At 49.2% G+C, this 13,207-nt stretch carries 13 protein-coding genes and 2 pseudogenes; 2 read left to right on the forward strand and 13 right to left on the reverse strand.

Going from position 1 to position 13,207, the window contains the following annotated elements:
- Window positions 1-45 precede the first annotated feature (45 nt).
- Complete coding sequence (locus tag ASF66_RS03845; RefSeq protein WP_049859487.1) at window positions 46-300, reverse strand: hypothetical protein; 255 nt, start codon at window positions 298-300, stop codon at window positions 46-48.
- A 156-nt stretch (window positions 301-456) separates the two neighbouring features.
- On the opposite strand from ASF66_RS03845, the gene ASF66_RS03850 reads away from it, so the two are divergent.
- Window positions 457-777 carry a DUF883 family protein gene (locus ASF66_RS03850; RefSeq protein ID WP_049859486.1) on the forward strand — a complete coding sequence of 107 codons (321 nt, stop codon included), beginning with the start codon at window positions 457-459 and terminating at the stop codon, window positions 775-777.
- A gap of 51 nt (window positions 778-828) precedes the next feature.
- Here ASF66_RS03850 and ASF66_RS03855 read toward each other — a convergent pair whose 3' ends face one another.
- From ASF66_RS03855 to ASF66_RS22420, 12 genes and pseudogenes are all read right to left on the reverse strand, one after another.
- Entirely contained in the window at window positions 829-1,854 is a 1,026-nt protein-coding gene (locus ASF66_RS03855) for an Ldh family oxidoreductase (protein WP_056842797.1), read from the reverse strand.
- Window positions 1,855-1,926: 72 nt separating this feature from the next.
- Entirely contained in the window at window positions 1,927-2,193 is a 267-nt protein-coding gene (locus ASF66_RS03860; protein ID WP_056842798.1) for a PepSY domain-containing protein, read from the reverse strand.
- Between the two features lie 66 nt (window positions 2,194-2,259).
- Window positions 2,260-2,451, reverse strand: coding sequence for a hypothetical protein (locus ASF66_RS03865; protein WP_049859483.1), 192 nt, complete (start codon window positions 2,449-2,451; stop codon window positions 2,260-2,262).
- A 1,146-nt stretch (window positions 2,452-3,597) separates the two neighbouring features.
- Window positions 3,598-5,109: pseudogene (gene tnpC / locus ASF66_RS03870) on the reverse strand (IS66 family transposase).
- An 18-nt stretch (window positions 5,110-5,127) separates the two neighbouring features.
- The gene (tnpB, locus tag ASF66_RS03880; RefSeq protein ID WP_056842801.1) at window positions 5,128-5,487 is read right to left on the reverse strand and encodes an IS66 family insertion sequence element accessory protein TnpB; all 360 of its coding nucleotides are present in this window, start codon (window positions 5,485-5,487) and stop codon (window positions 5,128-5,130) included.
- A gap of 205 nt (window positions 5,488-5,692) precedes the next feature.
- Window positions 5,693-6,892: an MFS transporter gene (locus tag ASF66_RS22415; RefSeq protein WP_156463122.1), complete on the reverse strand. Its 1,200-nt coding sequence runs from the start codon at window positions 6,890-6,892 to the stop codon at window positions 5,693-5,695.
- A 48-nt stretch (window positions 6,893-6,940) separates the two neighbouring features.
- On the reverse strand, window positions 6,941-8,020 hold the full coding sequence (locus tag ASF66_RS03885; protein ID WP_056842802.1) for an arginine deiminase family protein: 1,080 nt from the start codon (window positions 8,018-8,020) through the stop codon (window positions 6,941-6,943).
- A gap of 2 nt (window positions 8,021-8,022) precedes the next feature.
- Complete coding sequence (locus ASF66_RS21870) at window positions 8,023-8,964, reverse strand: cupin-like domain-containing protein (protein ID WP_082484417.1); 942 nt, start codon at window positions 8,962-8,964, stop codon at window positions 8,023-8,025.
- Entirely contained in the window at window positions 8,961-9,719 is a 759-nt protein-coding gene (locus tag ASF66_RS03890) for an SDR family NAD(P)-dependent oxidoreductase (protein ID WP_156463123.1), read from the reverse strand. Before ASF66_RS03890 ends, ASF66_RS21870 begins: the two co-directional genes overlap by 4 nt.
- 15 nt (window positions 9,720-9,734) lie before the next feature.
- Window positions 9,735-10,802, reverse strand: coding sequence for an aromatic ring-hydroxylating oxygenase subunit alpha (locus ASF66_RS21875; RefSeq protein ID WP_162240068.1), 1,068 nt, complete (start codon window positions 10,800-10,802; stop codon window positions 9,735-9,737).
- An 11-nt stretch (window positions 10,803-10,813) separates the two neighbouring features.
- Window positions 10,814-12,070 carry an ATP-grasp domain-containing protein gene (locus ASF66_RS03900; RefSeq protein WP_082484422.1) on the reverse strand — a complete coding sequence of 419 codons (1,257 nt, stop codon included), beginning with the start codon at window positions 12,068-12,070 and terminating at the stop codon, window positions 10,814-10,816.
- A gap of 22 nt (window positions 12,071-12,092) precedes the next feature.
- On the reverse strand, window positions 12,093-12,335 hold the full coding sequence (locus ASF66_RS22420) for a hypothetical protein (RefSeq protein ID WP_156463124.1): 243 nt from the start codon (window positions 12,333-12,335) through the stop codon (window positions 12,093-12,095).
- A 670-nt stretch (window positions 12,336-13,005) separates the two neighbouring features.
- Between ASF66_RS22420 and ASF66_RS22425 the strand changes: the two are divergent.
- A pseudogene (locus ASF66_RS22425) lies at window positions 13,006-13,161 on the forward strand (IS5/IS1182 family transposase); the annotation flags it as partial.
- Window positions 13,162-13,207 lie beyond the last annotated feature (46 nt).

Genomic DNA, 13,207 nt, shown 5'->3' on the forward strand with positions numbered 1-13,207 from the left:
GGGTCGCGGACCGATCAACCCTGGGGCTGTAACGCACTGGGTGAGTCAACGTGCCGCCGCCATCAGCTTGTTCACTTCAGCGCGGACCATGTTGGCGTATTCGGGCGGTGACATGCCATCCAGCTCGCCCCGTACCCATTCTGCCCAGCGTCCCTTGCGCTTGGCCTTTTCGCCGATGAGACGCGCGGCTTCGGCTTTGGCCTTGCCCAGGTTGGCTTGCCACAGCTCGTAGAGACGGGCTTTTTCATCCTCGATCATGGCGCGCTCGGCCAGCGAGCGATTGGCGAGATTGAAGCTCATTGCAGGTACCTGTCAGCAGAAAAAACAGGCGACATCTTACACGCCTATACATGAAAATCTGTAGGAACAGACGCCGCGCCCAAGCCCTTCATGCAACTTTCCAGGGCGCTGGGACTCCATCTTGCACTGCCTTAATAAACACCAGGAGTTAGTGAAATGGCCCGTAAATCAGGTGCTCAATCGGCCGAGGATCAAATCAAGGATCAAGTCTTCAGCGAGCTGTTGGCGCTGATCGAAGAGTCGGAAAAAATGCTCAGGGACAGCGCCTCTCTGGGAAGCAACGAGGCCGACACCGTGCGCGCGCAGGTCAACTCCAAACTCGAACATGTGTCCTATTCCCTCGCCGGACTGCGTGAACGCGCCAAACCGGTGGTCGAAGCCACGCAGACCTACATCGGTGGCCATCCGTGGCAGACCGTGGCCGCATCGGCGACCTGTGGCTTGCTGCTCGGCCTGCTGCTGGGCCGTCGTAACTGATTCACCTCCGCTCCGGGCCGCCGATCACTGCGGCCCTCTTGTGTCCTGCCTTCACTCCCCCGCCAATGCCCGCAGTTTTTCCAGCTCTTGCACCGGCATCGAAATACCCTGAGTGTGCGATAACGCCCGCTGACGATAGCGCCTGTCACCCGACAACCGTGTCTGCCCTGCCTCGTGCATGCGCTCGACCAACTCGCGGCTACGCACGGCAAAATCATGACCGGCGCTCTTGCTGGGGTCGATGACGATGATCAATTGCCCGGTCCAGGGCGTTTGCGCACCGGGGTGTCGCTTCCAGTCGAACTCGAAGGAAAAATTCCCGCCAGTGAGCGCTGCCGCGAGCAGCTCGACCATCATCGACAAGGCCGAGCCCTTGTGTCCGCCAAAAGGCAGCAGCGCACCACCCTCAAGAATCTCCGCCGGATCGGTCGTGGCCTGCCCATGCTTGTCGACACCGGTACCCACGGGCACCGAATGGCCCGCCCGCGCGGCGATCTGCACGTCACCGTGGGCCAGCGCACTGGTGGCCATGTCGAAGACCAAGGGATCCTTGCCCGCGCAAGGCGCCGCGAACGCTATGGGATTGGTGCCGAACAACGGCTTGTTACCCCCATGGGGGACGACGCAGGTCATGCTGTTGACCACGCTCAGAGCGACCAGGCCTTCGGCGGCGAAGGGTTCGACATCCGGCCAGAGCGCGGCGAAATGGTGGGAGTTGCGGATAGCGAGGACAGCGATGCCCGCTTCGCGCGCCTTGGTCACCAAGAGCCCTCGCGCAACGGCCAACGCCGGCTGGGCAAAGCCTCCAGCGGCATCCACCGCGACGTAACCGCTCGCCACATCCTCGACAGCGGGGCGCGCCTTGCCGTCCACCCAGCCGCTGGCCAAGGTAGAGAGGTAACCGGGTATGCGAAATGTGCCATGACTGTGAGCGCCGTCGCGTTGGGCGGTGGCACAGTTGTGGGCGAGAATGTCGGCGACCTCGACCGAGGTGCCATGACGCAGAAAGATCTGACGCAGCAGCTGCGTCAGATCGGAGAAGGACAACGATTGGGAGGCGTCGCTGGCAGGCATCATGGGCTTCCTCGCGGGAACGGAACAGAGCCCTAGTACGCCATACCCACCTGCCTCAAGACAAGCCTGCTCGGATCAGTCCTTCTGGTCGCGCAGCACGTTGCCCGATACGCCGTCGATGCGGAACTCGTAAGTCACACCATCAGCCTTCAGACCTTCGCCTTCCCAGTAGCCATCGTTGTCGGCTTCGATCTTGGTGACCTGGGTATAGCCTTTGGACTTGGCGGTTTCGATGGCTTTCTCGACGGTGATCCAACCCGCACCGGGCTTGTCGGCCAAGGCCAGGCCGGCAGTCATCAAGGCGGAAGTTGCAACTACGGCAGTCAAAGTCTTCTTGAACATGGGGCACTCCATAACAGTGATTGGTGTGTGCTGCACTGTCTTGGAGCGTCACACTGAAAAATTAGTTCACGGACGCTTGACCTTGCGCCGCATCACGCCGTTGATCACAACCACGAGCACAGCAATGCCCATGGCGATGTATTGAAAGAGTTTCTCAGTGATCACGCCTTGGGTCTGCAGGTAGGACAGGCCGAGCATTGCCAGTAGTACCAGCAAGGCGATCAGCAAGGAATATTTGATGCGTTGAGCTTGAGTCATCTAAAGGTCCTGACAGGGGTGTGGCCGGTTTGGTTATCCGGGTTATGACTTTTTGCTTGGAGTGCGCATGAGCCGAAGTCAAATCAGCGCGAGGAAAAATCGCATTTTACAATGTTAAGGTCCAACAAGGGGAGGTGAACCGCCCCGAGTATTGCAAAGACTCAACTTTTTGAGAAAGTAGAACCACTATATCAAAGCCATCAGAATTTCTCCTGGAGTCTGCGAGCGAGCTGTGGCTATGGTCCGCGAGTCCCGATTCTCAGCGGTAGACATTGGGGCCGCGTCCAGCATGGTCGGTTGCACTGCTCGGTACGAGCGATCAGTGACGAAACTTGCTCTGCAGATTCGCCGTGTCTGGCAGAAAAAATACGATGACTATGAGGCCAGTAAAGTCTGGCGACAGACACATCGCCAACGCCAGAAGGTGGCGCGCTGCACTGAGGAGCGATTGGGGATAAGATGGGGCTATGGGTGCTGCAATTGGCAATTCGGTAAAGACCCGCAAGCAGATCTAGGTAATGCCAACTCCAGAGAATCAATGAAGCGCCAGTCAACGGCTGAGTACCCCAATCTGTTGTACATAGCTGGCTTACGGGCTTACGTTCATTTCAACTTGGGAGGATTTGCCTAAGTTGCGCTCATCGCGGGCATCTATTTGCGGTTCATAGTTGGATGACGTGTCGGTTGGCACATGCGCACCCAGTGCTTTCTGGATGGGCTTGAGCGGGTTTTCACGGTCGTCACGTCAGCCAGCCCCCCACCGGCTGATCCATCTCAGTGGCCGGGGCTCGCAATATCCTTCGATCCGCTAAAGCGAACGGCTGAGTGGGGCCGGCATCGAGCCACCGCTTGGCAACGCTGGTGACCGCTTCGACAACGCGCTGGCAGAGACCATCAACGGCCTCTTTAAGACAGAACTAAACCACAAGCGGGGGCAATGGAAAAGCTTCGAAAGCGTGGAATACAAAGCGCTGAAATAGCTGACCTGGTTCAACCATCAGCACCTGCTGGAGCCGATAAAGAATAGGCAGCGAGGGGGGTTAGGCACTATGCGAAAAAGCTCAAGCAGCAACCCCAATGACCGCCTTACCGAAATACTGTGTAAGCTCTCCATAAACCCCACCAGCCTCATGATGGTTGGTGCGCTTAGCTAGGTGATACCGGCGAGCAGTTCCACGGGAGCAGCGCTTCGTAGTCTTCAACTGATGAGGCTGCCGGCAGGCGTTCCAGTGCGTGGCGCAGCCACGCATAAGGCTCTTGGCCGTTGGCTTTGGCAGTCTCGACCAAGCTGTAAAGTTGAGCACTGGCCGTTGCGCCCTTGGGCGTGTCGCTAAACAGCCAGTTCTTTCTTCCGATCACGAAGGGGCGGATCGCGCGTTCAGCGGCGTTGTTGTCGAGCGGCAGGTAGCCTTCCTCGACGTATCGCTCCAGCTTGCTCCAGTTACTTGCGAGGTAACTGATGGCTTTCCCCAGAGCATTCTGAGCGGTGACCTGTGGCCGCGTCTTTTCGATCCAACTTTTCAACTGAGCCAGTATCGGTAGGCTTTTTTCGTAACGACCGGTCTTGCGTTCATCGTCGCAGCAAGCCTTTAGGTCGCGTTCGATGCCGTAAAGCTTGTTGATCAGATTCAGTGCGATATCCGCGCGCCCCGTTTTACCTTTGGGCTGCACTTTCTGTGCTTCAACGAACTTGCGACGCGCATGGGCCCAGCACCCTAAACGCTCAACGCAAGCTTGGGCGCCCAGTGCGTTGTAACCGGCATAATCATCGGTCATGACGTAGCCACGATAGCCATCGAGCAGGCGCGTAGGCACCTCCTGCGCTCGGCTGGTGGAGTAGTCAAAAAGGATCACCGGCTTATCCGGGGGGCCGCCGGTTTGCACCCACATCCATGACTGGCTGCCTGGCTCGCGGTCAGGCTCTTTCAACACCTGCACCCGCGTTTCATCGCAATGGATGACCCGGCTGGCCAATAGGCTGTCGCGCATTAAATTCAGCAGCGGCTGGAAGTGCTTGCCGCACTGGATAACCCAGCGTGCCAAGGTCTGGCGAGGGATATCGATACCGTGGCGACTCAGTACTTTTTCAAAGCGGTGAAGCGGCAAGCCGTCTACATATTTAGTGGTCAGCAGCATCGCCAGAACGCTCGGGCTGGCCATGCTTTTTTCAATCACCTGAGCCGGCTCGGCCGCAGTCACCGGTGCAGTCTCGCAGTCGCGGCAACCGTAGATTTTACGAACGTGTTTGATCACCCGTATCTGCATTGGGACGATCTCAAGTTGCTCGCTGATTTCCTAGCCAATGGCGTGTTTGCGGCAACCGCAGGTGCAAGTCAGCTCATGTTCGGGCAGTTCGTGGATGACCTCGATGCGCGGAAGGTCAGCAGGCAGCGGCTTGCGCTTGCGACGACGCTTGGCGGGTGGGACGACCTCTTCTTCAGTGGTCTCGCACGCCAACTCGACCTCGTGCTCCGCTTCATTGAACAACGCCATTTGAGGCGTTGCCGGATCGACGGCCTGCTCTGATTTTCGGCCAAACAGGCGCTGCCTCAGCAGTGCAACTTGTTCTTCGAGCACACCCATCCTGGACTGCATCTTCGCAAGCATCTGCTTGAGCAATTCAGGATCATCAGGAAGGTTGTCGGGCACGAAATTCATGCCCTGGATTATACCGAATCAGGCCACGAATCGCGGCGTCAAAACTTGATGGGGACGGTTACGCCAGAGGTCAAAACCGTCAAGCAACCAGTTGAGTTCCTGAACGGTCAGGACAATTGCTTCGTCGGTCACATCGGGCGATGTTTTGAAACGCTCAGACTCCAGGCGCTTGAGCCAAAGGCAGAAGCCGTTGCGCTCCCAGTACAAGATCTTCACGCGGTTGCGCGGCTTGTTGAGGAAGACGAAAAGCACGGGGTCGAACACGGCGACCTTGATGTCCAACTCGACCAGGGCAGCGAGGCCGTCGATGGACTTTCGGAAGTCGACGGGCCTGGGGTACAGATATACTTTTTCGATTTTTGCGTCGGGACGCAGCATGGCGGCGGGCTCCAGAATGAAATCGGGAGCACAGCATCCGGTATCAAGCGGCAACTTTGAATGTGGGGTTCATGGAGCGCTTACAATACTGTGGCCTCCACGATACCTGGAGCGGTACAGCGTAAAGACATCCAGAATTTTAAGCAAACGTCGAACACCCTTATGCTTATGAGATCTTGATTAAGCAATTGCCGTATTATTTTTTTTACCCAGGCTTTGCAGTGCTGGTTTTATCCCTCGACCATACTAGGAGGAAAGAGATGCTAAAAAGGAAGATTAGCGCAACAGCAGATAGGACCAATGAGACAGCAGGCAGCCTGTAAAAGTCGGTAGCAAAAGCTATTAACAACCCCGCAATAGTTAGCCCTCCAAAAGAAAATCCATAGAATAGCCCCATTACTGACGCGACCCGATGCGTGGGACAGGCGGCTAGTACGCCGTTCATAGAAACCATCAAGCTAATCTCAAACAAAACCATATAGAAAAAATAAAAAAATAGGGATATAACGGAATTACTGCTCACAAAAGGCGCACTTAAAAATGAGGACGTGAGAAGTATTGAAAAAAAAGCCAGGCTTTTATTATTTTTATTTGATGGCACGAAGGAATTTACAATCAGCAATCCGATAACAATTCCCACACAACCTACCATCTCTCCAATTATGCCCTTCCCTAATCCCAAATCGAGCCATGCCAGGGGAATCCAGGTCCGCGCAATCTGATTGTAAGACTGAAAAACAATCACACTAAGAGATAAATATATAAAGTTAAGCTTAAGACTTTCGTTTTTTTTAATTTCCACAAGCCCTGCCAAACTAGAGTTGAGACCCGATGGCATGGTTTCTCTGACGACGTCAGCAGAAGCCATTCTGGCACAGCATAGAGCAGAGATTAAATAAGTGAATCCGTTTATAATGGCTATCTGCAGAAGAGTGACTTCAGATACTAAAATAAATCCAGCAAGAGCGCCTAAAGCCTGTCCAACGAAGCTGCCACCCATTACAATGTTATTAGCCCTTCCAAGACTTGAAGGGCCTGTGAACTTTTTAACACCTACACTCCTAAAGGTTTTAGTTACGAGCTCTAAAAACCCGCGAACAAATAAAATAAAATAAAGCAAGATCAGCCAATCTGCGTCAACACAGAGGCCCATACACACCGCACAAATAGCCGACAGAATCTCAATTAGAACAAGACCTCCACGCACTGTATAGCTATCACATATCTTCACTGCCAAAGGCAAGAGAAAAATCACAGGCAAAAACTGTGCTATATAAACGCCTGAAGCCTTGACCGCAGACGAATCCAAACTAAACAAGCTTAAAGCCAAAGCCGAAACAAAAAGCGTAGCGCCAGTAGAACTAATTAATGCAGATAAAGATAAATAAAATACTGAGACGTTCATAGCGAAGAGCTCCGCTGCTCTCTCCCTTATTGGGAAAGAGCACAAAGTTTAATTAATATATGATAACAACTCGCCTCGCCTGCGTACATCGCATGTCACACAATGGAAAGCTCCTCCGAATCTCATAACATTGCGAAATGGCACCGTTACTACTTCAAAACCCCACTCGGCCAACATGTCAATAAGCGAAGTCTCCTGCTCTTCAACAACGACAGTTTTTGGGTCGAGCATTAGTACATTCATATTCGTCCAGGTACTAGACATGTACATAGTATGACTACTAGGAATGGTCGATTTAGGGGCATACCTAACATCCCAGCCTTTAAGAACTCGAGGTAAGATAGGCATGCGTTCTGGATTGAGAAGAATTTTTCCCGGAGCCAGGGGCATGAATGTAGCGTCTATATGCATTGGTGCGCAGTCTGTCGACTCGAGCAAATGGATATTGTACTTTTTGTCAATATGGCGCCTTACCCACTCAATACCCATGGAATTTGTAACATGGCTAAGCTGAGCGAAAATATCATAGCCACATTTAATAAAGTCGGCCGCGTCAAATACAGGCTCGAAATTATTAATAACAAACTTATCACTTCTTAGCGGATCTACTTTATCATAGTCTGACTGATATAACTCATCCAAAAGCTGAGGCTTTGGAGCGCTAATCCACTTTGCACCACTTCTAAAATACTCTTTAAGCAAGGGACGATAAGCATCAATCTCAAAGTATCTTGATCGCCAAGACATAGGAGACTCAATTATAGTATCCCCCAGGATTAGCAAAATATCTCTAGGCATAGCGGCGTATAGCCCGCTTGGGGCGCTCCAGCTGGGCGTGCTAAAGGATTTCGCCTGCTCAAGTTTATCTGGACGTGTAACTATAATCCCGCGACTTGCGATTACTTCTGCTAACTGGTCGAGTTCTTTACAGGCAGCCTCATACTGGGACTGCGGCAATCTATTGCCAACTTCTCTGATAAAGAAGTCCTTGCTATCCTCTGGCATAGTAGCCTCCAGCATGATGTCCCACTCGGGAACTGCGGCACCTTGCATAACGCCAACGATTACTTCCTCAAGAGGATCCCACTCGTTATGAGAGCTTACCCGAATTTCGCTACTTCCGTTCATAACTAGCTCCTTGGCCGGTTGCCTTGAAGGTTTACTGGATCGTTTTCCTTGGAGAAATCACCACTTACTAGGTAGTTAAAAAATCGCTCTCCGGTGGATTGCGGTGTAAAGAAAAACTCTTTTCTATACTGGCGTCCCATTAGCGAATAGACGAACATATCTCTCAAGGTTCGAGCTATATACTTCGGCCCTAATCGCACAAGCATTTTGCAGTAAGTACCCCCAGGAACTGGGTAGCCAAACCAATGATTCACTGATATAGAGGGAGTGCTAGATTTAAGATAATGCCACCATCCTTTGGGAATAAACATCATATCCCCTGGAGACACCATTCCTTTATACACTCTTGCTTTCTTGAACTTAGGAAACAATTCAGGCGAATAGCTCTCGCAATCTATACGGCTATTTACGATATTATCAATATAGGGATATACATACGGAGTGTCTTCAAATGGCACCAGGTAGACTGTTTTAAATCCATACACCTGAAGAAAAATATTATCTTTTAAGTCCGAATGAAGCCCTGAGCAGGTACCCTTCGATCCTATCCAAAGTCTTGTATCGCAATCACCTGGATAACTATTGGTTATGCTTTCAAATAAGAAATCCTTATCAAAATCATCGAGAAATTCATTTGATCGTATGTACCCTAAATAACATGGCCTAGCCGCTTCGTCATGAGCCAAATCAATGAAGTTTTGAAAGCGCATAATTTTCTCATAGCGCTCGTGACCACCATCTAATTCCCCGCCAGTGGTTGGTAAATCTATTAATGCCTTGACTTCTTTGTGGCCTATTTTTTTTCTAAGAACATCAAAATTCCACCTGGCTCCTGGCCAGCATGATGCAAGACCATTAACAATTATTGGAACGCCTTGCTCTATGGACTTGGTCAAGTCGGATTTGTGCGAGGTATGCAGCACCTCCAAGTCTATTATATTCATGCGCTGGCTAGCCCCCCAACTGTTTCTCCACCATCAATCACAAAGTTATGCCCAGTAGCAAATTTTGCATTCGAGGATGAAAGAAATAACGCTAGATCAGCAACCTCTTGCGGGTCACCCAGCCGCTTTAGCGGAATTTTGTCAGCGCATTCAATAACCTCATCTTCTGTATATTCTGACAACTGCATTGGCGTTAAAATGTATCCTGGGCTTATTGAATTAACCCTGATTAGCGGAGCCAACTCTAGAGCAAGGCACTTAGTCATCTCTATAACACCTGCCTTGCTTATATTATAACTTATGTAGTTGGGCATAGCAATCATTCCGCTAACTGACGCTATATTAACTATCACAGAATCAGAGCCCTGTCGCTGCATAATTAATGCTGCTTCTTGAGCCATAAAAAAGGCAGCTTTGATATTAACATCCATCACCATATCCCAGCTATCAGGGGTAACGTCCAATACGGGCTCGCGGAGGCTGACCCCTGCGTTGTTCAACAGCACATCTATGCCATGGAAAACTTTGACAATCTCCGCTATCGCCGACTTACGCGCAGCATCTATGGTAATGTCCGCAGATATAAAAATCTCAATAGCTGCAAAATCGGTTTGTCTCAAGACTTCAGGCATCGGAACTTTATCAATAATCGCTACCCTATATCCTGCCTCGGCGAATGTTTTGGACATCGCCAGTCCGATACCCGAAGCCCCTCCGGTTACCACAACTCTTTTGGTGCACTCTATTTTTTTCACGCTAGTACCTTCAATTTAGTCATTCTCATGGTTCATGAAAGATCGCCATGTTTTTTGAAAGTGCTTGACTCCTAATTCGTGCTCACCGGCCATAGCATTAATTGAAAAATGACTTGATTGAGTGTTTAGCTGTAAACCCCTACAAACTACAAAGTCTTCTTCCATGTCGGTGCAGATGTCATTTTTTAAAACTGCTGGATCGATTGGAAAATCTCTCTGTTGCTGCTCCGTCTGGAAAACAGGAATCTCGATAACTGTACGAGCAGCATTAATCGGCTTGAAGATGAACAGTGACATATGGTTTACGGACGGCTGAACTGTAAGAAGTGGAAAAATATAGCCTTGACGTGAAATACCACCGGATTCCCATAAATATTTAGAATGCTCGCTAGGAGGAGTATCTCGGTATGGCATAGGGATCTGGATGTGGGGTCCACACGGAATCGTTCTAACACCACCAAAATCGAATGCCCCTAGGGTTTTGGGATGAACATACGCAAAGTGATAGTCTTCTACGTAATTTTCCACAAGTATTTTCCAGTTCACATTTTCATCAAATACAAATCGGGCAACTTCTTTCATCTCTTCGTAAGGAAATTCATAATCATCCAGGTAGTCAATATAGCCCTTGAGCCATTGCTTGAGGGGTTGTGCATTTTCGACCGGATTCGCAAACACGAGTCCCCGCCATACATCTACAGAAGCGGGTTTCAAATGGAGCCCTTCAATGTCTAGGCTCTCGAACCAATGTTTCTTAGGGATATGATTAATTGCACCGTTTTCCGTAAAACTCCAAAAGTGATAAGGACAAATTATTCCCTTACAAATACCATTTCCGCTTAGCATTCGAGCGCCACGATGTGGGCAGACATTATGAAAAGAGCGCAATGCTCCATCGGAAGCTTTTAAAACAAGAATTGGCTCAGCACCTATTACCCTAGTGATATAGCTTCCAGATACCGGCAACTCACTTTCATGGCAAACATACTGCCAGGTTTTATTAAAGATATTTTTGGTCTCATTATCAAAAGTACTTTGGTCGCTGTAGTCTGAGCCAGAAATTTGCCTCTCGAAAAAATCCATTTTATCACCCATTAGTCAAGAACGATTAGTTCGCCCGAAGCTTCCCACTCACGAATCTTTCGATAATCAATATCAAGCTGGGATAGGCTGTCATGCATCAGATATATGTGCCCAACTTTAGAGGGCAAGTCCACGGTTTTTCTGACCAGTTCGCCTATACTAGGTGTTCGTGCGATCATATAGAATGATGGCAGGGTAGCCAGGAGCTTTGCGCAGTTGTTCTCTTTCACGACACCTCCTTCCGTCATAATAAGATTTACAACTCTCGATATTTTCGTCATTACATATGGCGTACTTATATTTTCTAAAAAGCTTACTGGATCTAAGTATCTCCTCAAGGTCATAGTCATATGACTATCACCAATCGCTTTAATAATCGGGTCCGAAATAATTCCACCCTGCATTCGTGCGCCGGTTTCCACCAACACGGGGCCTCGATCCGTAAAAATTATTTCCGTATGACTAGCCCCCTCTTCAACCCCCAAAGCCGTCAACACTTTTTTCGTATAACTAATGAGCTTCTGTTGAACATTTCCTTCATAAGGGATCATTGTCTCATAATCGTATATATTTCCCACCCCTCGGATATTTAGTCTTTTCTCGTGCCAAACTTCACTAACCTTATGATTCCCGTGAATACTAACTGCGTTTACCACATACTGTTCACCCTTTAAAAACTCTTGAATAAGAACTGTGTCGTTTAGCAGCCCGACAACATTTTTTTTCCTGATAATTGTTTTGAACGCATCTAAAGCTTCATATTCATCGAAACAAATTCTAACATCCTCGCTTCCCATGGCATCAACTGGCTTGAGCACAATAGGTCGCGAGCCTATATCTTTGATTCGATCCAGCAACTCCTGCCTCGTAGATACTAGATATTGCTTTGCGCAATCCAATCCTTGTTCGGAAATTGCCTGCGCCATCAGATATTTATTTCGACGCCTTGAACTGGTTTTTGGATCATTTCCCTTCAGTCCCAATGACGCTGATAGCAGGTCTGCTAGCTCCACGCCTGGCTCACTTCCTGCCAGCACGAATTCGGGATGGTATTTCCGCAGCGCCTCCACTAAACCTGAATGATTCTGTTCAGATAATTTAAGCAATACATCGAATATTGCAGGATTAAAGCCTTTTTTGTAGCTACTTGGTATTTCCTCTCTTGATTGCACGTGCACTAAAAACCAACCCAGTTCCTTCAGCGCTTTTGCCAGCTCAGCACCAGTACTGTGGCCGTCTACAATACAGACTACGCGTTTGTTGAGCATCTTTTAACACCTAGAATTTAAACTAATATTCCGAATAAGATAAATTATGATATTCGACCGCATATTTGATGTCGACCAAATACAATTCAACTTCGGGGTAGTACTTCGCTTTTTCGATGTCATCGCCGACATAGATTTTTTTCTCACCGAATGAGCTCCAGAATGTCATCACGGTAAAAAAGGCATATTCCTCCTCTTCACTGCGTAAAAGCTCTACGCCTTTATTTCCTTGTAGTGTTTCATATCCTGTAATGCCAGTATCCATTAAATGTTGCTTATAGACTTCTGCGTTACGCAATCATACTTGTCCACTCCAGATTCGTACGATCATTTTGACTCCAAAATATTCCATATGATTGGTAGCTGAGACGATGTCTACCGCGAATAAATACCCGAGCTCGATCAAGTCCTCGAGAACATACAACTATCGAAGGTAAAGCATTTGCTTCTTGAATTATCAAATGCGTAGTCGAAATTCTATCATGAGACAAACGTGCACTTCCTTAGTGCGGGGTTTGGCACCGTGCCAATCACTTGTCACTTAGATAGAATCACACGATTTTTTTGTCGTCAATGAAAACCCTTTAACTAAGACGTTTCTTTTTATGTCGTGTCTTATTCTCAGCATAAATGAGGTGAATTATCAATTCATGCTAAATGACTTTGTACTTTTCATAACCTCCTGCAGAAGAGGCCAAATTAAATGTGTAACCACCTCGTTACAAAATTAGGTCCGAAAAACCTATGTGAATCAACAGTATAAACAGCACTTCGTTCACCGCGCTCGGTAAATATCTCGGCGACTGGGGTTGGGAGCGTAACATTCGCAAAGCTATTATCAGTCAATCAGAGGTGACTACTGACCGGTTAGCGGTGTTGATTTTTTCGAACGCGGTATGCTTGGAAAGCTACACTGAACTAACCTCAAAAATACTATTAGGGAAACTCGGAAGGAGCTCTTCCCGATCGAGCTGGATAGGTCGTGCCCTGGAAGGGATTGATCAATCTGATCGAGCCTCATGACCCTAAGGGCGAAGGTGGCCATCCCGCATCCTTTAACGGCGGTGCTGCGCTTTCATTTGATGCAAAACTAGGCTCTGTACGAAATCCCCAGAAACCCAATCGGCCTCCCTCGGA

Source organism: Pseudomonas sp. Leaf129 (assembly GCF_001423465.1).
Taxonomy (GTDB): Bacteria; Pseudomonadota; Gammaproteobacteria; order Pseudomonadales; family Pseudomonadaceae; genus Aquipseudomonas; species Aquipseudomonas coleopterorum.

What these genes read in the sequence shown, in the direction of transcription:
- ASF66_RS22415 (WP_156463122.1), bottom strand. Translation starts at nt 6,892, where the DNA reads ATGAACGTCTCAGTATTTTATTTATCTTTATCTGCATTAATTAGTTCT.
- tnpB (WP_056842801.1), bottom strand. Translation starts at nt 5,487, where the DNA reads ATGCTGCGTCCCGACGCAAAAATCGAAAAAGTATATCTGTACCCCAGG.
- ASF66_RS22420 (WP_156463124.1), bottom strand. Translation starts at nt 12,335, where the DNA reads ATGGATACTGGCATTACAGGATATGAAACACTACAAGGAAATAAAGGC.
- ASF66_RS21875 (WP_162240068.1), bottom strand. Translation starts at nt 10,802, where the DNA reads ATGGATTTTTTCGAGAGGCAAATTTCTGGCTCAGACTACAGCGACCAA.
- ASF66_RS03845 (WP_049859487.1), bottom strand. Translation starts at nt 300, where the DNA reads ATGAGCTTCAATCTCGCCAATCGCTCGCTGGCCGAGCGCGCCATGATC.
- ASF66_RS03865 (WP_049859483.1), bottom strand. Translation starts at nt 2,451, where the DNA reads ATGACTCAAGCTCAACGCATCAAATATTCCTTGCTGATCGCCTTGCTG.
- ASF66_RS21870 (WP_082484417.1), bottom strand. Translation starts at nt 8,964, where the DNA reads ATGAATATAATAGACTTGGAGGTGCTGCATACCTCGCACAAATCCGAC.
- ASF66_RS03855 (WP_056842797.1), bottom strand. Translation starts at nt 1,854, where the DNA reads ATGATGCCTGCCAGCGACGCCTCCCAATCGTTGTCCTTCTCCGATCTG.
- ASF66_RS03885 (WP_056842802.1), bottom strand. Translation starts at nt 8,020, where the DNA reads ATGAACGGAAGTAGCGAAATTCGGGTAAGCTCTCATAACGAGTGGGAT.
- ASF66_RS03860 (WP_056842798.1), bottom strand. Translation starts at nt 2,193, where the DNA reads ATGTTCAAGAAGACTTTGACTGCCGTAGTTGCAACTTCCGCCTTGATG.
- ASF66_RS03900 (WP_082484422.1), bottom strand. Translation starts at nt 12,070, where the DNA reads ATGCTCAACAAACGCGTAGTCTGTATTGTAGACGGCCACAGTACTGGT.
- ASF66_RS03850 (WP_049859486.1), top strand. Translation starts at nt 457, where the DNA reads ATGGCCCGTAAATCAGGTGCTCAATCGGCCGAGGATCAAATCAAGGAT.